Source organism: Bacillus sp. FSL W8-0183 (assembly GCF_038006825.1).
Taxonomy (GTDB): domain Bacteria; phylum Bacillota; class Bacilli; order Bacillales; family Bacillaceae; genus Bacillus; species Bacillus altitudinis.
In genome coordinates this window covers 772,276-792,746 of sequence record NZ_JBBOVY010000001.1, presented here as the reverse complement: position 1 = coordinate 792,746, position 20,471 = coordinate 772,276, and the positions used below count along the sequence as shown (strand labels likewise).

The following is a 20,471-nucleotide window of genomic DNA, read 5'->3' as shown; positions in this document are numbered from 1 at the left end:
TCGACAGATGCAAAAGAAGCGTAAAATAAACATCAACAAAATACGATCAGCACTATATAAAATATCAAACATTTCAGAAGGCGTAAACATTGTTCAAAAAGATTCTATGCTACTATCGGAAATGCAACGTGCTGTTAATAAAGCACACGACAAGCTTGTGAAAACGTACACCTTTTCAAACTGTTCCACTCGTTATTTGAACAGCTAGTCATTATCACCTATGCAAATCGGTTCATCTTCAAGAAATGAAGTATTTATTTCCCAATCATTCTCCGTATAATGGTAAAATCGCTATTGATTGTAACCAAGCTTTAAAGGAGAATGCCATGAAAACGTTAGATGTTCAGGCCTTACACCATACAATTGATCAAACACTGACACAGTTAATACAACAATCACAACATATCAAATCTCTTGAAAGTCAAATCAATCGAATCATTTCATTGGATGGCTCACTAAAGGGGGAAGCTGGAGAAGCGATTCGAGCGTTTTACGCAGAGTGCCATATCCCTTTCTTGCAATTCTTTCAAGTCACAATTAGAGAATACAGCGCCGCACTCCAAAAAGTTCAGAAAGCACTTCATTCATTTGAATCAAATGAAAATGGCTTTATCTCTCAATCATTTCTTGAGCATGAGCTTGATCAAGGTTTAAAAAATGCCGAACGAGCCGTATCTGATATCGTGTCAGATGTGAGCAGCGCCATCGGCAAAGTCAGCCATATCATTCATTTACTAAGTGTTGACGAGTCTGCTTTTCAAGCCAGTTACCAAAAAGCCTGGATGAACATCTCAAAAACCATCGGTACGCTCCATGCCTTTGACAGGGAACAAGCCAGTGCTTTGAATGAAACCAAGAACTCCATACAAACAATGAAGGAATACATAGATACTCTAGGCACAATGTTCACTGGTGCGAAAATCGGGATCACCACCTATAAAAAAGGATCCATTCTCAAAGATAAGGAAGACAAAAAGATCAGCAGTAACCTAAACGAATTGAATAAAAAAATAGACAATCCCGATGGAAATCCAATGGCGATCATGCTTAATAAGCTGAATGATAAAGAGCGATCGAATGTGGATACGGTTGTAAATAGGAAACCCTCTAATAAAATTAATCAAGACGCCGTGTTCGTAAATGGAAAAGTATATAATACAAATGAAAAGATTGACTTCGCAAATGCCAAAACAGTTGACGTTATTCGAGATGGAATGCTCTATCGGTTACGAATAACGGACCAAAACAAAGTGAATATTGAGAGCATCACAAAGATTTCCGACTTAAAACAAACCCCAAAAATCTTAAATACAGCGGTTGAATTTACAGGAATAAATGATGCAATTCGAATCATAACAGGGAGAGACCCTGTATCAGGTGACAAAGTCGCTGACATGGACCGTCTAGTATCAAGCTTGTACATGATACCCGTAGCTAAAATCGCTAAAGTTGGAAAATACGTATTTAAAATCATGAAAGGAGAGAAAGTAGCCAAGAAGATTGTCAAAACACCTTCCTTCGGCAAACACTCCGTACCAAAAGGTCCGTATCGTGAAGTAAATGGTTTCCCGGCAAAAGTAAAACCAGGCGCTCAAGAGAAACATATTCCTGATGCACCTAACTATAAGCAAGAAGTTGCGAATGGTAAAACCAAGAGTATATTCTATGGAGACAATAAAAAGGCACAAGAATTACTAGATAAGTTTGCAGGAAAAGGGGATATGTTCACTAAAAATAGAGAAAGAATAAATTTTGGTCAAGTAATAGGAAAATACTATGATCACAAATCCAAAACGTATCTAGAAACTACTAACGGATTGATACATTACGGGAAAGATGGAGCTCACATAGTACCAGCGAGACCATAAAAATCATTATCAGAAGGGGATATACATGGGATACGATTCATTAATTAGAACATTAATAGATTTTGAAAAAAGTGATATGATACTAGAATGGGAAAGTGGTTTTAGAATTATCGGTAAACTAGATACTGTTTATGAAACAGACAATGGATTAGAAGATGACGATGTAAATTACACGGAATACCATGCTGCTGGATTTAAAGCGAATAAAATATTAGCTAATCCTACCAATAATTGTGGTATTGTTTATGAATGGCTGAAAGAAGGTAATGCTTTTACTGAAATTTCCCTTTATAACGATCCACCAACAGCAGTATATTTACCGGACGGTCAAAAAATATGGGAATTGGACAGTGATAAATAACAGACGAATAACAAAAGAAAGCCCCTCTAATGGGACTGACCCCCGTTTTTGAGACAGGGATCAAAACACCTTTATGAAACAGCCAATTGCCGATAGTTTATCGGTGATTGGTTGTTTAGTTTCGTTTGAATACGAATGTTGTTATAATAATAAATGTATTCTTTGACAGTGCGTTCTACGATGGTGGTCGTAGTGCGATCAATCCTGTTAAGATAGAACGTTTCAGACTTTAGTGAGGAATGAAACGATTCGATGGAGGCATTATCAGCGGGCGTCCCTTTACGGGACATGCTCATGGTAATGCCTTTTATATGAACAGCTTTCTGATACTCGTAAGATGTATACACAGAACCTTGATCGCTATGTAACACGCAATTCTCAGGAAGTGCTGGGAGCTGATTAAGTGTGTTTAAGATAAAGTCTGTGTCCTGCTTATCACCAATTGTAAAAGCAATCACTTCTCCATTATATAAATCCAATATACTGGAAAGGTACAATTGTTTCTGTCCATAAGGCAAATACGTGATGTCCGTGACTAGTTTTTCAAGAGGGCGATCAGACTGAAAATTCCGATCCAGTATATTACCAGCCACGGCATAGGGCTGCCCATTCTTCTTACGCTTTTTCATTTTAACCCGGCATTGCCACTGGTTTTTCTGCATGATACGTTGAACAGTTTTATGGTTAATACGCATTCCCATTTTTAGTATGGCTGTGATTTTCCGATAACCATATCGATATTTGTGCTTTCGGCACAACGTGCCGACCTGTTTCTCTAGTTGTCTTTTAGAATGATTCTGAGTCAGATTCTTTTTCCATCTATAATACGAAGTGCGTGAGATGCCTAAATGGACACAGATGTCCAGTACCGTCATCGTTTTGCACAATTCATCTACCAGTTTGATTGACGTTTCCTTATCAACTTCCTTTCCAATTCGTTGTACTTTTTTAAAACCTCATTCTGTTGACTCAAATAGCGATTTTCTGCCTGAAGTCTCTCTAATTCAGAAGAGTACTCGGGACCCTTTCCATAGGTATATTGTTTTCCAACAGGTTGTTCGAACCTGTGTGTATCCCCAGTTTTATGCCATCTCACCCATGTCTGAACCTGCGTCTTATTCTTGATATTCAATTCCTGCATGATCTCTTTCATAGGTACGCCTGCCAATCTCATTTCTACAGCCTTCTGTTTGACTTCAGCCGGATAACTCACTCTTGTCCCCATAGAAAAAACACCTCCATGTTTTATTTCGGATCACAACGATCCGTTTTCAAACTTGAAGGTGTTTTTTATTTGTCTCATCTTAGGGGGTCAGTCCCAATAAAGAAGAGCTTTCTTTTGTTTTAACTGAACATATTTCGTAAGCTTTGTTTTATTTGAAGATACCTTTTTAAATCCGAAGGCTATTTATCGTAATTCCTTTCGCATGCCCCTCGGCCAACAAATCAAGGAAATATTCTTATTTGATCAGCGCATCATCTCTTTTCGATCAATAACAAGGTTTTCTGTCAAAATTTCTTGCACTTCCCGCGGTCTGCTGTTTTTTCTTTGATTTTGTTATAAATCGTAACTTGTACGCTCTTAAACCCTTATTTATATAAAGACGCCACGCACTCCACATGACTCGTATGCGGAAACATATCCACTGGCTGCACTTCCTCCGTCACATACCCACCATCTTCAAGAATACGCAAATCACGAGCAAGCGTCCCAGGATTACAGGACACATACACAACACGGTTCGGTTTCATCTTTAAAATCGTATCAAGCAGTGCTTCATCACAGCCTTTTCTTGGTGGATCAACGACAAGAGTATCTGCTTTAATGCCTTCTTTGTACCAGTTTGGGATAACCGTTTCTGCTTCGCCGACTGCGAATTCGACGTTGTTGATTCCGTTTAAGGCAGCGTTGCGTTTTGCATCTTCAATCGCTTCTGGCACAATTTCCACGCCATATACTCTGCCTGCTTTTTGTGCGAGAAATAAGGAAATTGTACCGATTCCGCAATACGCATCGATCACGGTTTCTTCTCCTTGCAGCTCGGCATATTCAAGCGCTTTGTCATAAAGCACCTTTGTTTGAGCTGGGTTTACTTGATAAAACGAGCGGGCTGAAATAGCAAATTTGATGTCGCCAATCGTGTCATAAATGTATTCTTCTCCCCACAAAACAGTCGTTTCGTCTCCGAAAATGACATTTGTCTTCTTTGAATTCACGTTTTGCACAATTGACCGAACGTGTGGGAAGCGTGCTATAATCTGCTCAATCACCTGCTGCTTTTGCGGAAAGTCAGCCGTTCTAGTCACAAACACAACCATCATTTCACCTGTTGCCATGCCGTAGCGAACCATGACATGACGCAACCAGCCTTTATGCCGCTCTTCGTTATATGCTTTGATGCCAAACGCATTGCAGATGTCTTTTACTGCCTGTACCACTTCGTCATTTTCTGATTGCTGGATCAAACATTTTTCTATATCAATGATTTCATGGGTACGCTGCTGATAAAATCCTGCAACAAGTCCGCCTTCTCGTTCACCAACTGGTACTTGTGCTTTGTTTCTGTAATTCCAAGGGTCTTCCATGCCGAGTACAGGATGAACTTTTACACGGCTCATATCAAGCTTGCCGATCCGCTCCAATACGTCCTTTACTTGTTTCTGTTTAAATTGCAGCTGGCCTTCATAGCTCATGTGCTGGATTTGACAGCCTCCGCACTGCTTATAGATAGGACATGGCGCATCTTGCCTGTGCTGACTTTCCTTTGTCAGCTCCATGAGTCGTCCAAAAGCAAATCCTTTTTTGACACGTGTGACTTTGATTTTCCCTTGTTCGTCAGGAAGGGCATTCGGTACAAACACAGGGAAACCCTCAATTTTCGCTACACCTGCACCTTCGTGCGTTAAATCTTCGAAGGTTACATTGTAGTATTCATTCTTTTCAACAGGCGGTTTCATTTTCACCAATTTTATCACCTCATTTGCAAAGAAAAACTTGGTCGCCATAAGGAACCAAGTTTAGTCTTCACCCTATTTTTTCAGCTGTTGCTTTTGGCACAATAAATTCAATATGGCGATACAGGTTTTCAAATTCACCTGGCAGCATGCCGCCGTATTCACCATCTAAATTCAATTGCATTTTATCTTTTACATCTACCTTCACGCGATTCGCTTTTGCGTAGATGACATTGTTATCATGAATATGCTCGCCTCTGAGTGCAAGACTGACCACTCGAATGGCTTCTGCTAGGTTGACTTTCTTTAAAATAATCAGGTCAAACATCCCATCATCTAGAATGGAATCTGGTGCTAGCTTTTCAAAGCCGCCTACTGAGTTTGTTAGTGAAACAAGAAACAGCATGATTTCTCCATGAAACAATTTGCCGTCATATTCAATTTCGACTTCTGTCGGGCGAATGGAAGGAAGCATCTCCATGCCTTTCAAATAATACGCAAGTTGTCCTAGCATGGTTTTCAGCTTACTAGGCACTTCATAGGTCAGCTCTGTTAATCGGCCGCCTCCCGCAATATTAATGAAATACTGTCCATTCACTTTACCAATATCAAGCGGCTTTGCTACACCATCAATGATGGCATCTGTCGCTTTTAAAATATCTTCTCTTGGAATGCCAAGTGCTCTTGCGAAGTCATTGGTCGTTCCAACTGGAATGATTCCTAATTTTGGTCTTTTTTCAAGCGGTGCTAATCCATTGACGACTTCATTAATCGTGCCGTCTCCACCAGCTGCTACAATTAAATCAAAATCTCTCTGTGCGGCTTTTTCGGCTGCTTGTGTTGCATCTCCTGCACATGTCGTCGCATGACAAGATGTTTCATAACCAGCCTGTTCAAATTTTTGCAAAACCTGCGGTAAATTCTTCTTAAAGAGTTCACGTCCAGATGTCGGATTGTATATAATTCGAGCACGTTTCATTCATCATCATCCTATTATCATTATGCAATCTATTTTCACCACTAACAACCTTTAATTATACTATGAGATTTGAAAATGGCAACAGAACAACCCCCTAATATTTGAAATCTCACGGTACGTTTCCCTCAGCAGATCAACATTCTGATAAGATAAAAGAAAACGATGAAAAGGATGGTATGCCATGAAAAAGCCTGTCTATTTCAATCATGACGGCGGTGTTGATGATCTCGTGTCCTTATTTCTACTTCTTCAAATGGAACACCTGAAAGTGATCGGGACGTCTGTGATTCCTGCTGATTGTTATTTAGAGCCTGCGCTGAGCGCTTCTCAGAAAATTATTGATCGTTTTAGCCCATATGAGATTGAAGTAGCCGCTTCCAATTCTAGAGGTGTGAATCCATTTCCAAAGGAATGGCGCATGCATGCTTTTTATGTAGATGCCCTGCCGATTTTAAATGAAAAAGGCGCTATTGATACAAAAGTATCTAAGCTTCCTGCACATCTTCACCTGATTGAAACGGTGAAAAAGTCAACCGAACCTGTTACGCTGCTCTTTACAGGACCGCTTACAGACCTTGCACGCGCGTTAGAAGAAGATCCTTCCATCTCAAATAAAATTGAGAAACTGGTGTGGATGGGCGGCACATTCCTTGAAAAAGGCAATGTCGAAGAACCAGAGCATGATGGAACAGCAGAATGGAATGCTTTTTGGGACCCTTATGCTGTGAGCACCGTATTTCAAGAGCGTTTTCCAATTGAAATGGTCGCACTGGAAAGCACGAATCAAGTCCCGCTCACACTCGATGTCCGTCAACGATGGGCTTCCCTTCGCTCTCACATCGGGATTGACTTTATTGGACAATGTTATGCCTTTTGTCCGCCTCTCATTCATCACGAAACGAACTCGACTTACTACTTATGGGATGTGCTGACAACGATCACTCTTGCATCCACCTCATTTACCCGTTCAAAAGAAATGAATGCAATTGTTTATACCGAATCGCCAAGACAAGGACGTACCGAAGAACATCCAGATGGAAAATTGATTCAAGTCATTGACCACGTCGATCGGGATGCCTTTTTCGAGGCCTTTGAAGAGCTTATGAGAAAAGCGGTTTGTCAGATTTCATCATAAAAAAGACCCGCTTATTAGCGGGGCTCAAATTGTTGACACAGGGCTAAAATGAACTTGATTTTAGCCCTGTGTCTTCTTTTCAGCGTGATAGAAAACCTTTGCAGTCTAGGAAGGACGAGTACCGGCGCTGAGCGAATTTGACATTCGTGAGCACCGGCACGCAGGACTGACAAAGAATGCGAGGGTTTGTCTACACGCTGAAGCCCCGCTCATGAGCGGGGCTTCCTCTTACTCTTCTTCAGCGTATTTTTTCTTACGTCTAAACTTGCTTAAGATTTCATACACGATTGGCACGATGACCAATGTGAGAAGTGTAGAACTTGTTAAACCGCCAATAACGGTGACGCCAAGTCCTTTTGATACGATCTGACTTCCGCCTTCAAAACCTAATGCGAGTGGCAGCAATGCACCAATTGTCGCAAGTGCCGTCATTAAGATTGGACGTAATCTTGTTGTACCTGCTTCAAGTAAGGCTTCTCTTGTTGAAAGTCCTTCTTTTTCTTTATGAATCACTCGGTCAATCAAGACAATGGCATTTGTTACAACGATTCCGATCAGCATCAGCAATCCAATCATGGCATTTAAGCTGATGGTTTCTTTCGCTACAAACAATCCAACGAGTGCACCAATAATCGTAAATGGAAGTGAGAACAGAATCGCAAATGGTGCAAGACCTCCGCCAAATGTAATGACGAGAACGAGGTATACAATAGCAATCGCTGCAAGCATTGCGAGTCCTAGCTGTGTAAAGGATTCCTCAATATCCGCACTTACACCGCCTGTATCAATCGTAACGCCAGATTTCAAATCAAGCTTGTCAACTTTCTTCTGGACATCTTGTGTCACACTTGATACGTCGTCTGTTGTCATGTCACCAGATACTTCAGCGTAAATCTTCCCATCACGCTTTGTCACAGTGTTTGCTGTTGTGCCATCTTTCACTTTCACCACATCGCCAATTCGGACTTGTTGTCCTGTTGGTGTTGTGATCTTTTTATTCTCTAGATCTTTTTTACTCTTGTATTCATCTTTTTCCGTTTGAAGCTTCACATCTAGTTCTTTGCCGTCCTCTGTTACTTTCGTCAACGTTGTTTCATTACTTTGAGGAGCGATCGCCTGTGCGATTTGTGAAGCGGTCAAGCCTAGTTTCGCCAGTTTTTCTTGATCTGCATTAAACGTATATTCGTCATACTTCTCAGATAAACTTGTGCTGACGTTTTTCAAGTTCTTCTCATCTTTTAAAATGTTCTCGACATCTTTGACTGTGCCTTCAATATCACTTGCTTTGTCACCGTACACATAGTACGTCACTGTATTGCTTGCGCCAGCAGATGAGAAGTCTTGTGATTTCCATTCCCCTTTAGACGTTTTGTCTTGAAGGGCTTTAACCACACGATCTTTTTCTTTATCAAAGTTCGGTGTGTCATCGTCGTATTGTACGAAGAATAATGCACCGTTAGAGTTTCCACCAACACTTGCTGTCAGTGCATTTGAAGAGCCTAATGAATATTGAACCGTATTGACATGATCCCGTTTCATTAAGTAATCTTCTGCCTTTTTCGTTTCAGCAATGGCTTGTTCTCTCGTTTGTCCAGGCTCTGGTGTGTATGTCACCATTGCCGTTTTTTCTGCTTCCTGTGGTAAGAAGCTGACACCGACAAGTGGTGCGAGGAATAAGCTTCCGACCAGCATCAAAATCGCAATTCCTGACGTGATCCATTTATGGTTCAATGTCCAATTGAGTACACGTCTATAACCACTAGCAAGTTTGCTTGGTTTGTGTTCTTTTACCCTTTTCGCTTTGCCGTACAAGTTCTTTTTAAATAGGCTATGAGCCATCATTGGAACGATTGTAATGGCGACAAGTAGTGAAGCCATTAGAGCAAACACAATGGTTAATGCAAATGGGATGAATAGTTCACCAATCATTCCACCCACTAGCGCTAATGGCAAGAATACCGCAATTGTGACAATCGTCGAAGACATAATCGGAATAAACATTTCTTTTGTTGCTTCTCTAACGAGTGCTTTGCCTTTTAACGGTTCATCTTTTAACGCCATTCGTCGATAGATGTTTTCTATGACGACAATCGAGTCATCGACAACACGTCCAATGGCGACTGTCATGGCACCAAGTGTCATGATATTTAATGTGATATCTAGCTGATTTAATAATAAAACAGCAATCAACAGGGATAACGGAATAGAGATGACCGAAATTAATGTTGATTTGATATCTCGAAGGAACAACATGATGATAATGATCGCAAAGATTGCTCCGATGATCGCCTTGTTCAGCATTGTGCTGACAGATTCTTTAATCGGCTCTGCTTGATCATATGTCGTGCTGACTTTGATTCCTTTATTGTCTTTTTTGAATGTTTCAAGTTCTTTTGTGACTGCTTCTGCTACACTCACTGTGTTGGCATCAGAGCCTTTGACAATTTGCAGACCGATACTGTCTTTTCCGTTCGTTCTAGAAATCGATTCTGCATCTTTCACGACTTTAATATCTGCAATCTCAGAAAGTTTGATCGTCGGCAGCTCTACCGATTGACCGCTTGCTGCACCTGCACCAGTTTGCTGCTGAGCTGCTGCCTGCTGCTGACTTGCACTTCCAGCCTGTTGATCAGCACCTTGAGCTCCTGCATTTCCTGAGCCGCTAGAAGGCGCTCCAGCTCCTGCGCTTCCCGCACCGCCGCTTGCACTTGGTGTAACAGGAATTCGCATGTTTTTCAAATCTTTAACACTTAAAATATTGCCATCCACTACGACTGATTTTTGCTTGTTGCCAAATGTGTATAACCCTAAAGGTACATTGACATCAGAGCCTTTGATCATGTTTTGGACAGTTTCTTCATCTAAACCATATTCCTTTAATTTCTTTTGTTTAAAAGAAAATTCTACTTCTTTGATTTGTTGTCCAGAAGCTTCGACAGAAGAGACACCATCTAAACCTTGAAGAGAAGGAATAAGGTCATTTTCCACTTTTTGTGTCAGGTCTTGTAATGATTCTTTATCACCGGAGACACTAAGAGCTAAGATTGGAATCGCATTGATGCTAAAACGTGCGATTTTTGGTTTTTCTGCATTTTCTGGGAAATTGATATTGCTAATGGCATCTTCAATTTCCTTCTTTGCTTCATCCATATCTTTATTGTAATCGTACTCGATTTGAATCGATGAGGCATTTTCAAAAGAATTAGAAGTGACCACATTCACCCCATTGAGATTTTGTATCGACTTCTCAATTGGATCTGTCACCTTATCTGATACTTCGTCCGGCGTTGCGCCAGGATACGTTGTAGAAACCGTAATGACTGGAGTGTTGATATTCGGGATTGATTCTTGTTTCATATTCAATCCGGCATATAGACCAGCAACTGTTACGATAATCGTCATGAGCCATACAGCGAACTTGTTCTTTAATACAAAATTGATGATCGAATTCATTATGTCCTCCATTTTCCTTTATGTATTGACTGACTGGTCATTCTATATCATAATAAACGGTGATATACAATGCCGTCAACCATTTCACTTGCGTTTGACGTAACATTCTAAAGCTGAAGGGGCCTTATTTCATGAACGAAAAAAAAGAAAAAATCATTAAAGCAAGCATTCAGTTGTTTGCGAAAAAAGGTTTTTCTTCTACGACCATTCAGGAAATTGCAGATGAATGCGGAATTTCTAAAGGTGCATTTTATTTGCATTTCAAATCAAAAGAACAGCTTTTCAACAGAGCGTTTGAATATTATATCGACACGTCTATGCAAAGTATTGAAAAGATTCGAAAAGAAAATCAACATCTTGCGCCTAGAGATATCTTTCAGAAACAAATCGCTGAACAGTTCCAGCACTTTGCTGAGAACAAGGATTTTATCATTTTGATCCTCAGCGAGAACATTATTCCGGAAAACCAGCAAATTAAAAACTATTCCAAAACGGTTAAAAAACAGATGAATGATGAAATCCAAATTTCTATTTTGACCACGTATGGACAGGAGATCGAACCATATATAACTGACCTGTCAGTCATGATTCAAGGAATCATCCAATCTTATGTGCAAGTACTGCTTTTGCAAGATCAGATGCAATTATCATGTGATGAGCTCTCATCCTTTATTCTCGACCGATTTGATGATTTGGTGCATGGGCTTCTCCGTTCTCATGCGAAGCCGATTCTGAAGCAAAACATTTGGGATGATGAAGCGCCAAATGCCGCTACTCTTCAAGAAGAGCTTCGATTGTTAAAATCTGAGCATCTGCTTTCGGATGATACCCTTGTATCCATTGAAGTTATTGAAGAAGAATTGGCCAAAGATGAGCCTCGCAAGCCGGTCATTCAAGGGATGCTGACAAATTTAGAAACGTGTGAGGACTCCGCTGTCCAAAGAGCTGTGGAACAATTAAAGCTATTCCTCCAATGACAATACGTGGCGATGTTCACTTTAGTTCACCTTTATCCCCTTCGAATATGTGCTAAAGCTTATGCTTCATTATAAAAAAAGAACCAATGAATTGATATACGGCGGTGGTCTGAATCTGTGATAAGACCCTGTCATATCCATCAACAAAAAAACCGCCTCTTCCATGAGGCGGTTTTTGCGATTTAGCGTTTTTTGATTTCTTCGAGAAGAATCTTGTTGACCATCGGTGGGTTTGCTTGTCCCTTCGATGCTTTCATGATTTGTCCGACTAAGAAACCAATCGCGCGGTCTTTTCCATTTTTGAAGTCTTCAATGGATTGCGGGTTGTTATCAAGTGCTTCTGTGACAAGTTTGAGCAGTGCACCTTCGTCAGAAATTTGGACAAGTCCTTTTTCTTTGACGATTGTTTCTGCGTCGCCCCCATTTTCGATAAGTTCTTTGAATACCTTTTTGGCAATTTTAGAAGAAATCGTTCCTTTTTCGATAAGCTTGATCATACCAGCCAGTCCTTGCGGCGTTAGCATCGTATCTTCCAGCTCTTTTTGAGCCGAGTTCAAGTAGGCAGATACTTCACCCATGAGCCAGTTTGATGCTTGCTTCGCTTCAGCACCTTCTGAAATGGTCGCTTCAAAGAAATCAGACATCTCTTTTGTCAGCGTCAGTACCATTGCGTCATATGCAGGAAGTCCAAGTTCATCAATGTAGCGTTTGCGGCGCTCGTCTGGAAGCTCTGGAATGGATGCTCTTACGCGTTCTTTCCACTCATCATCAATATACAGCTCCACCAAATCTGGTTCTGGGAAGTAGCGGTAATCATCAGAGCCTTCTTTGACACGCATGAGGATCGTCTTTTTAGACGCTTCGTCATAGCGGCGAGTTTCTTGTTCGATCAAGCCGCCAGAAAGCAATACTTGCTCTTGGCGTTTTTCTTCGAACTCAAGACCTTTTTGGACGAAAGCAAATGAGTTTAAGTTCTTCAGCTCTGTTTTCGTTCCAAACTCTTCACGGCCGATCGGACGAAGAGAAATGTTGGCATCACAACGAAGTGAGCCTTCTTCCATCTTACAGTCAGAGACGCCTGTATATTGAATAATGGATTTTAATTTTTCTAAGTAAGCATACGCTTCTTCTGGCGTACGAATGTCTGGCTCAGATACGATTTCAACAAGTGGTGTGCCTTGACGGTTGAAATCGACGAGTGAATAACCGTCGCCTGTGTGCGTCAGTTTTCCTGCATCCTCTTCCAAATGAAGACGTGTAATACCAATTCGTTTTGTTTTGCCGTCTACTTCAATTTCAATCCAGCCGTTTTCACCGATCGGTTTATCAAATTGAGAAATTTGATACGCCTTTGGGTTATCAGGATAGAAATAGTTTTTACGGTCAAATTTTGTATCAGTTGCAATCTCACAGTTCAGTGCCATTGCTGCTTTCATCGCAAAGTTCACCGCTTCTTTGTTCAGAACAGGCAGTACGCCAGGATAACCAAGATCGATGACACTTGTTTGCGTATTGGCAGCCGCACCAAAAGGCGTCGGTGAGCTTGAGAAAATTTTTGATTGTGTTTTGAGCTCTACGTGGACTTCAAGTCCAATTACCGTTTCAAAGTTCATTCTGATTCACCCCTTACAGTTCAGGTTTTGCTTTATGATGATCTGTTGCTTGTTCGAAAGCGTGAGCCACGCGGTAAACGGTTCCTTCATCAAAGTGTTTACCAATGATTTGTAGTCCTAATGGAAGACCATTTGCAAATCCACAAGGCACACTGATTCCTGGAACGCCTGCAAGGTTAACAGGGATCGTTAAAATATCGTTTGCATACATTGTGAGTGGATCGCTTGTCTTTTCACCAATGTTAAATGCCGGAGTTGGTGTTGTTGGTCCTACAATGACATCATACTTTTCGAAAACATCTTCAAAGTCTTTTTTGATCAGCGTACGGACTTTTTGCGCCTTTTTATAGTATGCATCGTAATATCCTGAGCTTAGAGCGAATGTGCCAAGCATGATGCGGCGTTTTACTTCGTCTCCAAAGCCTTCAGAACGGGTATTTTTATATAAATCAATCAGGTTGTCTGCATTGTCTGTACGGTAGCCATAGCGAATACCGTCAAAACGCGCAAGGTTTGCAGATGCTTCTGAAGATGAAAGCAAGTAGTAAGTCGCAAGCGCATATTTAGAATGCGGAAGAGACACTTCTTCCCATGTCGCACCAAGTCCTTCTAATACTTTCAACGCTTGAAGAACAGACTCTTTTGCTTCTTCGCCAACACCTTCACCAAGATATTCTTTTGGCACAGCGATTTTCAAGCCTTTGATGTCGCCAGTTAATGAAGAAAGAAAATCTGGGACATCGACATTTGCACTCGTTGCGTCCATTTGATCAACACCAGAAATCGCTTGAAGAACATATGCGTTGTCCTCAACATTACGCGTAATCGGCCCAATTTGATCTAATGATGAAGCAAATGCGATTAAACCGTATCTAGATACACGGCCATACGTTGGTTTAAGACCCACAACACCACAGAATGATGCCGGCTGGCGAATGGAGCCGCCTGTATCTGATCCAAGAGAGAATGGTACTTCTCCAGCTGCAACAGATGCTGCTGAGCCACCACTTGACCCACCTGGAACTGTGTTTAAATTCCACGGGTTTTTCGTTGCTTTGAAGCCTGAGTTCTCCGTAGAAGATCCCATCGCAAATTCGTCCATGTTTAATTTACCGATTGTGACAGCTTCCGCTTCTCTTAAGCGGTTCACAACAGTTGCATCGTAAATAGGATCGAAGTTTTGCAAGATTTTACTTGATGCCGTTGTACGTAAATCTTTCGTCACGATGTTATCTTTGACACCGATCGGCATACCGAACAATAGACCAAGCTCGTCCTTTTCACCAACGGCCTCGTCCAATTCTTTTGCGTACGCACGTGCTTTCTCTTCGTCCAGCGCTAGGAATGCTTGTACTTTCCCGTCTACTTCATGGATTCGTTTATAAGACTCGTCCACTAAATCAGAAACAGACAGTTCCTTTTTATGTAAAAGCTCTTTTAATTCAGAAATTTTGTGGTCAAACAGTGACATGCCTCAGGCCTCCTTTAGTCCAAAATTGATGGCACACGAATATAGCCGTCTTTATGATCAGGCGCGTTTTTGATGACTGCCTCAATGGAAAGACCTTTATTCGGAACATCTTCTCTCATGACGTTTTTCATTTTTAATACGTGTGTTGTTGGTTCAACGTTTTCCGTATCTACCTCGTTTAACTGCTCTGCAAATGAAATGATGCTATCAAGCTGTTCTGTAAACATCTCAGCTTCTTCTTCTGTAATCGCAAGCCGTGCCAAATGCGCAACATGCTTTACTTCTTCTATTGAAATTCTTGACATGCAGGTTCACCTCCAAAAATGATACGTGTTCGTGGTCATGATCATAAGTCATATACACTTTATCATATCAAATTTTACTGTTCTAAAGCAACTTTACGAGGTCGCCCAGAAAGGCTTTGTCCACTAATATGTCATTGTGGTGCAGCCATTGTCTAAAATATTCATCAAGGTGACTTTTTATTTTTCAGAAAATTTTTTCTTTTTTTAATTGAGTAAGCGCTTACATATAGACGCTTATCACGCATAGACGTATTTTTTTGTCTGATGAGGATGTTTAAGAAGGTTGATCACTTGGGAATACTCTGATAGGTTAAGTAACCATAGCAGTGAGCAGACAGTTCAATAGGCTGTTCTTTGTATATTTTGATTGAGGTGATGTCAAATTAATACGAAAAAGGTGATATGGAAACATGAGTATTGAGATTGTAATTTCTCTATCTATTTATTTTATTGGAATGCTTGCTATTGGCTGGTATGCATTCAGAAAAACAAATGACTTGAATGATTATATGTTAGGCGGACGCGGGTTAGGTCCTTATGTAACGGCTCTATCTGCTGGTGCAGCTGATATGAGTGGGTGGATGCTGATGGGGCTTCCAGGCGCTATGTATACAACCGGTCTTTCATCTGGATGGCTTGCTGTTGGTTTAATTAGTGGGGCTTACTTAAACTATCTATTCCTAGCGCCACGATTGAGATCGTATACAGAAGTTGCTGATGATGCGATTACCATTCCAGACTTTTTTGACAAACGATTTAAAGACTCATCTACTTTATTGAAAGCTGTCTCAGCTGTCATCATTATGATTTTCTTTACGCTTTACACCTCATCAGGTATGGTATCAGGCGGACGCTTATTTGAATCAGCGTTTGGTGCTCATTATATGTTTGGTTTAATCTTAACTTCTAGTATCGTGATTTTGTACACACTATTCGGCGGCTTTTTGGCAGTTAGTTTAACTGATTTTGTTCAAGGAGCTATTATGTTTTTAGCATTAGTGCTCGTGCCGATCGTTGCCTTTACTCAATTAGGTGGACCTGTTGCCACATTCAATGATATTCAACAGATTGACCCTAAATTGCTTGATATTTTTAGAGGAACGAGCGTCATTGGCATTATTTCCTTCCTCGCTTGGGGACTCGGTTACTTTGGACAGCCGCACATTATTGTTCGCTTTATGGCGATTACGACTGTAAAAGATTTAAAGCCAGCACGTCGTATCGGTATGAGCTGGATGATTGTGTCTGTCATTGGTTCACTATCTGTCGGTTTAGTCGGTGTCGCTTATGTTCATGAAACAAGCACCACTTTGGCAGACCCAGAAACCATCTTTATTGTGTTTTCTAAAGTGTTATTCCATCCATATATTACTGGATTTTTACTTTCTGCCATTTTAGCTGCAATTATGAGTTCAATTTCTTCTCAGCTGCTTGTCACTGCAAGTGCGATGACAGAGGATTTATACCGTACATTCTTTAGAAGAAAAGCCTCTGACAAAGAACTTGTGATGATTGGACGTATCTCTGTACTAGTCGTAGCGATTGTTGCCATTTGTCTCTCTCTAAACCCAAGTGATACCATTCTTGACCTTGTCGGTTATGCTTGGGCTGGGTTTGGATCTTCATTCGGTCCAGTCATCTTGTTATGTCTATACTGGAAACGAATGAATCATCATGGCGCTTTAGCCGGAATGATTGTTGGGGCTGTTGTCGTTCTCGTTTGGATTTCAACAGGCTTAAACAACACGACTGGATTGTACGAAATGGTTCCTGGATTTATTTTAAGTGGTTTGACTGCTATTATTGTCAGCCTCTTAACAAATAAACCGTCTAAAGCTTCTAAAAAGCTATTTAGCAAAATGGAAGACCATCTCGAAGAAGAAACAAAATAACTAGACATGAGGAGTCATCTGCATTATGCGGATGACTCTCTTTATTTTTAAATAAAATGCTTTTCTTTCTCCCGTTTCTGAATAAAATAGAAGTTGTGCAGCCATATGGACTGTGAGAAGATCATATACATGATGTGAAACGTACATGAAGTGAAAGGAGCGATACGCATGTTTTGGACAATTGAATGGGATACGGTCTTAAAATTAGCCGTTGCCACCTTAATCGGTTTGATCATCGGTCTTGAACGCGAACTTAAGAAAAAGCCGCTTGGGCTGAAAACGTGTATTGTCATTGCTGTCAGCTCCTGCGTATTAACCATCATCAGCATTGATGCAGCCTACAATTTCCCTCGAGTCTCTAAGCTTCAAATGGACCCACTCAGGTTACCGGCGCAAATTATATCTGGTGTTGGTTTTATTGGAGCAGGTGTGATTCTTCGCAAAAGCAATGACGTCATCTCAGGACTTACGACATCTGCGATGATTTGGGGAGCAGCAGGACTTGGGGTTGCAACAGGTGCAGGTTTTTATAAAGAAGCCTTCCTCAGTCTTTTCTTTATTCTTGTCAGTGTGGAATTTTTACCTTGGCTCTTCCAGCGGATTGGACCCATTCGCTTACAGGAAAAAGAAATCCGCATCAGAATGTCACTTTCTGATCGAAACCGCATGACAGAGATTTTAAAAGAAATGAAAGCACTCAATATTCGTATTCATTCTGTACGTATTGATGATTTAAAGGAAAAAGACTATCCGATCATGGAAGTACGTGTTCGCGTACATAAAGACCGCTATACAACCGATGTGTACTTTGATATTAAAGATTTAGAAGGCGTTGTTGGTGTGAAGTGTGATACGGTTTAGGATAAAAAGCCCCTTGCTATGTGAAATAGCAAGGGGCTTTCTATTTATGTTGTTAGCTGATGAAAGTCAAAAGGCGTAATTGGGGTTTTGTCCTCAATCTCCTTTCGAAAACGCGCCAGCATGGCACTTTCGTCAGCGCTTAGTGTTCGGAGATCAAATGCTTGATGTAAAAGCCCATAAATAAGCATATGACGCAGCATAAGGAAATCTGGTATTGTCGCCAGCCATGCGTCATCAAGCTCATTCTCCTGTCGATAGCCTTTGAGAAAATGGCTCATAAATTCACCCGTAAATTCAGCTTTATCCTCATACGGAATCACCGGATACCAAAGAACGTTGTATAGCAAAATGCTTATATCATTGATAAACCAGTGATACCCACAATCATCAAAATCAAATGCAATGATTTCTCCCTGATGATAATGGAAGTTCCCGTGATGTAAATCCGCATGCACCAGTCCATAGACATCCTTGGATATTCGGAGCTGGTGAAGCTTTTGCATCAGTTCATCTTTTCTCTGCAACACAACCGTTTGATCAGAAGGAATATACGTTTCAAGCTTTAATTGCTCCTCCTCATACCACTCTTGACGCTTATAGCGAGGATCTTTCACTTGATATTGTTTAGTCGTTTGATGCATACGCCCAGTATAGGCTCCTAACGCTTGAAACAACTGTCCATTCCAATCTGCTTCGGTCACTTTTCTGCCAGGCGCCTTTTCGTACACTCTCAGCAAAAAAGCGCCTCCTGCTTGATCGGGAATCGCTTCAACATCTTTTCCTCTTGCGGATAAAACCGGTTTAGCTACTGAGATTCCATGTTGAGATAAATACCGAATCCAGTCCATTTCTCCTAGAATATATGTGCTTGAGCGGCGAATGGTATGGGTAATTTTCAATATATAACTTGACCCTTTTTCATCCGTATATTCATACACATAATTTTCTGCATCGGCTAGAAATGTGACCTGTTCTGGCTGAAAATGATAGAGTAGAGCCGCTTTCTTTAAGACCATTTGTTCATCGTATCGTGCTTTTACTTCTTTATGCATGCTGATTCTCCTTTTATCGTCTTTTTACTTATACATGACGGTAATCAGCATTTATACGAGCATCAACATACCTGCCTTTCCTTTTGGTTTCTTCACATACTTTGACAAAAGTTGAAAAATTCCTCTAATTAGAAATAAAAAACCGCCAAAAGGCGGTTTTCAGATGGTTGACAAAGGGCGAAATTGAACTTGATTTTAGCCCTTTGTCTTCTTTTCAGCGTGATAGAAAACCTTTGAAGTCTAGGAAGGACGAGTACTGGCGCGGAGCGAATTTCACATTCGTGAGCACCAGCACGCAGGACTGACAAAGAATGCGAGGGTTTGTCTACACGCTAAAAACCGCCAAAAGGCGGTTTTTATTTAGTCATATATATGGACCGTTGGTTCTTTGTCTTCAGCATTTTTTGTGATGAGGGCTTCTTGCTGATCAGAAGAGGTGATGTTGATTTCTATATTGGTGCTCTTATAGTAATCCATGACTTCACCTGTTAAGTATTGCGTGAATGCCACGACTTCTGTTTTTCCGTAGAATTGCATTGGAATTTCTACTTTCATTTTTTGCAAGTTCCCGTTTTTATAGAAACCTTTGCCTACCACACCTGTGTAATTCGGGAAGTAGTCTTCTACCTTTGTCTTGAAGCGGTCAAATCGCTCTGAATCATCTTTGTAGCTGCTCTTGGCATTATCTGAAGGGAAGAAGACATTCTCTTCTTTAATCGTATCCCAACTGCCAATATCAGCTGATCCTGCTTTTACATCGGTTTTAGCGATGAAGTTTCCTGGAACAATAGATGATTTTGGTGCTTGTTTATAAAGAGCAATCATGACTGGGACTTTTTGCAGTCCGTCCATTTGACGAAGGCGTTTAATGACTTGTTCCGCAATTTTTTCGCCCTCTGCTAAAAGTTTCTTTGAATTTTTCGATGAATCGATGGTCACCTCTTGCTGAGGATCCCCGATATTTTCGCGATAATAATAGACAGAGTTAAGCGCAAGACCGATGACAACCCCGCCAAGCTGTAAGCTATTTTTATCTTTTCTGATTAAGTAATTATGTTCTAGCATGGAAGCTAAGTAGATTGGACTATTTTCATTTTTTGACTTTGTTGAACCTGAGTTTGGAAGAGCAGGGTTTAAGCCTAAGTTCTTAAAGTCTTTGTCTTCTTTTTCAGCTTTTTTCAGATCACTGCCTGTTTTTTTGCGGGCAAGCCAGCTGAGAACAGTATCTTCATCTAAATGCTGTCCTTCTTGGAACAAATAGTCGTTTGTATTGAATGATTCTGTTGCCAGGCGCATGAGCCCTGTTTCAAATTCATCAATGTCTAAGCGTGTATTGAGACGCTCTGCTGTTAGTCCTCTTGCCGCTCCTTGTTTAAACGGCAGCACCATTTTGTAATAGGAATCAGAGATGTTGTACATTGGGATGATCGCTGTTTCTTTCGTTTCATCCGTTTTTTGTGTGACCTCTTCCTCATCCTTTCCCCCAAAAGGTGCACACGCTGACAATACCAGTGTGAGCATTGTCAGCAGCAATAGCAACTTTTTCAAT

Annotated in this window: 15 protein-coding genes; 6 read left to right on the top strand and 9 right to left on the bottom strand. The window is 40.8% G+C overall.

What is annotated here, in order from left to right:
* The first annotated feature begins 326 nt into the window (after positions 1 to 326).
* Positions 327 to 1,868 (top strand): T7SS effector LXG polymorphic toxin, encoded by a 1,542-nt coding sequence (locus tag NSQ64_RS04105; protein ID WP_203144172.1) that lies wholly within the window; start codon positions 327 to 329, stop codon positions 1,866 to 1,868.
* 25 nt (positions 1,869 to 1,893) lie between these two features.
* Complete coding sequence (locus tag NSQ64_RS04100; protein WP_125590641.1) at positions 1,894 to 2,229, top strand: hypothetical protein; 336 nt, start codon at positions 1,894 to 1,896, stop codon at positions 2,227 to 2,229.
* A 71-nt stretch (positions 2,230 to 2,300) separates the two neighbouring features.
* Here the strand turns inward: NSQ64_RS04100 and NSQ64_RS04095 are convergent.
* The 3 genes from NSQ64_RS04095 to NSQ64_RS04085 all read right to left on the bottom strand — a co-directional run bounded on the left by NSQ64_RS04095 (position 2,301) and on the right by NSQ64_RS04085 (position 6,163).
* Positions 2,301 to 3,454, bottom strand: a protein-coding gene (locus NSQ64_RS04095; RefSeq protein WP_341015206.1) for an IS3 family transposase whose coding sequence is annotated in 2 segments (ribosomal slippage) — positions 2,301 to 3,181 and positions 3,181 to 3,454 — 1,155 coding nt in all. Because the reading frame shifts where the segments join, the coding sequence is not laid out codon by codon here.
* 365 nt (positions 3,455 to 3,819) lie between these two features.
* Positions 3,820 to 5,193, bottom strand: a complete 1,374-nt coding sequence (rlmD, locus tag NSQ64_RS04090; protein WP_341015203.1) for a 23S rRNA (uracil(1939)-C(5))-methyltransferase RlmD — start codon at positions 5,191 to 5,193, stop codon at positions 3,820 to 3,822.
* A 61-nt stretch (positions 5,194 to 5,254) separates the two neighbouring features.
* Positions 5,255 to 6,163, bottom strand: coding sequence for a diacylglycerol kinase (locus NSQ64_RS04085; RefSeq protein WP_007496845.1), 909 nt, complete (start codon positions 6,161 to 6,163; stop codon positions 5,255 to 5,257).
* Between the two features lie 181 nt (positions 6,164 to 6,344).
* Between NSQ64_RS04085 and NSQ64_RS04080 the strand changes: the two genes are divergently transcribed.
* Positions 6,345 to 7,298, top strand: a complete 954-nt coding sequence (locus NSQ64_RS04080; protein ID WP_341015201.1) for a nucleoside hydrolase — start codon at positions 6,345 to 6,347, stop codon at positions 7,296 to 7,298.
* 228 nt (positions 7,299 to 7,526) lie between these two features.
* Here the strand turns inward: NSQ64_RS04080 and NSQ64_RS04075 are convergent, their stop codons facing one another.
* The gene (locus NSQ64_RS04075) at positions 7,527 to 10,751 is read right to left on the bottom strand and encodes an efflux RND transporter permease subunit (RefSeq protein ID WP_341015199.1); all 3,225 of its coding nucleotides are present in this window, start codon (positions 10,749 to 10,751) and stop codon (positions 7,527 to 7,529) included.
* 131 nt (positions 10,752 to 10,882) lie between these two features.
* On the opposite strand from NSQ64_RS04075, the gene NSQ64_RS04070 reads away from it, so the two are divergent.
* Positions 10,883 to 11,728, top strand: a complete 846-nt coding sequence (locus NSQ64_RS04070) for a TetR/AcrR family transcriptional regulator (RefSeq protein WP_341015197.1) — start codon at positions 10,883 to 10,885, stop codon at positions 11,726 to 11,728.
* A 182-nt stretch (positions 11,729 to 11,910) separates the two neighbouring features.
* On the opposite strand, the gene gatB is transcribed toward NSQ64_RS04070, so the two are convergent.
* The 3 genes from gatB to gatC are packed head-to-tail and all read right to left on the bottom strand — an operon-like array spanning position 11,911 to position 15,117.
* A complete protein-coding gene (gene gatB / locus NSQ64_RS04065) occupies positions 11,911 to 13,341 on the bottom strand; it encodes an Asp-tRNA(Asn)/Glu-tRNA(Gln) amidotransferase subunit GatB (protein ID WP_341015195.1) in 1,431 nt (476 codons plus the stop codon).
* Positions 13,342 to 13,354: 13 nt separating this feature from the next.
* Positions 13,355 to 14,812 (bottom strand): Asp-tRNA(Asn)/Glu-tRNA(Gln) amidotransferase subunit GatA, encoded by a 1,458-nt coding sequence (gene gatA, locus NSQ64_RS04060; protein WP_007496857.1) that lies wholly within the window; start codon positions 14,810 to 14,812, stop codon positions 13,355 to 13,357.
* Positions 14,813 to 14,826: 14 nt separating this feature from the next.
* Complete coding sequence (gene gatC, locus NSQ64_RS04055; protein WP_003213898.1) at positions 14,827 to 15,117, bottom strand: Asp-tRNA(Asn)/Glu-tRNA(Gln) amidotransferase subunit GatC; 291 nt, start codon at positions 15,115 to 15,117, stop codon at positions 14,827 to 14,829.
* A gap of 410 nt (positions 15,118 to 15,527) precedes the next feature.
* Here gatC and putP point away from each other — a divergent pair, with 410 nt between their 5' ends.
* Together putP and NSQ64_RS04045 are read left to right on the top strand one after the other, a co-directional pair.
* The gene (gene putP / locus NSQ64_RS04050) at positions 15,528 to 17,009 is read left to right on the top strand and encodes a sodium/proline symporter PutP (RefSeq protein WP_061418249.1); all 1,482 of its coding nucleotides are present in this window, start codon (positions 15,528 to 15,530) and stop codon (positions 17,007 to 17,009) included.
* A gap of 168 nt (positions 17,010 to 17,177) precedes the next feature.
* Positions 17,178 to 17,870 carry an MgtC/SapB family protein gene (locus NSQ64_RS04045; protein ID WP_008344247.1) on the top strand — a complete coding sequence of 231 codons (693 nt, stop codon included), beginning with the start codon at positions 17,178 to 17,180 and terminating at the stop codon, positions 17,868 to 17,870.
* A 44-nt stretch (positions 17,871 to 17,914) separates the two neighbouring features.
* Here NSQ64_RS04045 and NSQ64_RS04040 read toward each other — a convergent pair whose 3' ends face one another.
* Complete coding sequence (locus NSQ64_RS04040) at positions 17,915 to 18,922, bottom strand: phosphotransferase enzyme family protein (RefSeq protein WP_056408172.1); 1,008 nt, start codon at positions 18,920 to 18,922, stop codon at positions 17,915 to 17,917.
* Positions 18,923 to 19,282: 360 nt separating this feature from the next.
* Positions 19,283 to 20,470, bottom strand: a complete 1,188-nt coding sequence (locus tag NSQ64_RS04035; RefSeq protein ID WP_008344253.1) for a CamS family sex pheromone protein — start codon at positions 20,468 to 20,470, stop codon at positions 19,283 to 19,285.
* Position 20,471 lies beyond the last annotated feature (1 nt).

What these genes read in the sequence shown, in the direction of transcription:
- putP (WP_061418249.1), top strand. Translation starts at nt 15,528, where the DNA reads ATGAGTATTGAGATTGTAATTTCTCTATCTATTTATTTTATTGGAATG.
- NSQ64_RS04085 (WP_007496845.1), bottom strand. Translation starts at nt 6,163, where the DNA reads ATGAAACGTGCTCGAATTATATACAATCCGACATCTGGACGTGAACTC.
- gatC (WP_003213898.1), bottom strand. Translation starts at nt 15,117, where the DNA reads ATGTCAAGAATTTCAATAGAAGAAGTAAAGCATGTTGCGCATTTGGCA.
- NSQ64_RS04075 (WP_341015199.1), bottom strand. Translation starts at nt 10,751, where the DNA reads ATGAATTCGATCATCAATTTTGTATTAAAGAACAAGTTCGCTGTATGG.
- NSQ64_RS04040 (WP_056408172.1), bottom strand. Translation starts at nt 18,922, where the DNA reads ATGCATAAAGAAGTAAAAGCACGATACGATGAACAAATGGTCTTAAAG.
- NSQ64_RS04045 (WP_008344247.1), top strand. Translation starts at nt 17,178, where the DNA reads ATGTTTTGGACAATTGAATGGGATACGGTCTTAAAATTAGCCGTTGCC.
- gatB (WP_341015195.1), bottom strand. Translation starts at nt 13,341, where the DNA reads ATGAACTTTGAAACGGTAATTGGACTTGAAGTCCACGTAGAGCTCAAA.
- NSQ64_RS04100 (WP_125590641.1), top strand. Translation starts at nt 1,894, where the DNA reads ATGGGATACGATTCATTAATTAGAACATTAATAGATTTTGAAAAAAGT.
- NSQ64_RS04080 (WP_341015201.1), top strand. Translation starts at nt 6,345, where the DNA reads ATGAAAAAGCCTGTCTATTTCAATCATGACGGCGGTGTTGATGATCTC.
- gatA (WP_007496857.1), bottom strand. Translation starts at nt 14,812, where the DNA reads ATGTCACTGTTTGACCACAAAATTTCTGAATTAAAAGAGCTTTTACAT.
- NSQ64_RS04070 (WP_341015197.1), top strand. Translation starts at nt 10,883, where the DNA reads ATGAACGAAAAAAAAGAAAAAATCATTAAAGCAAGCATTCAGTTGTTT.
- NSQ64_RS04105 (WP_203144172.1), top strand. Translation starts at nt 327, where the DNA reads ATGAAAACGTTAGATGTTCAGGCCTTACACCATACAATTGATCAAACA.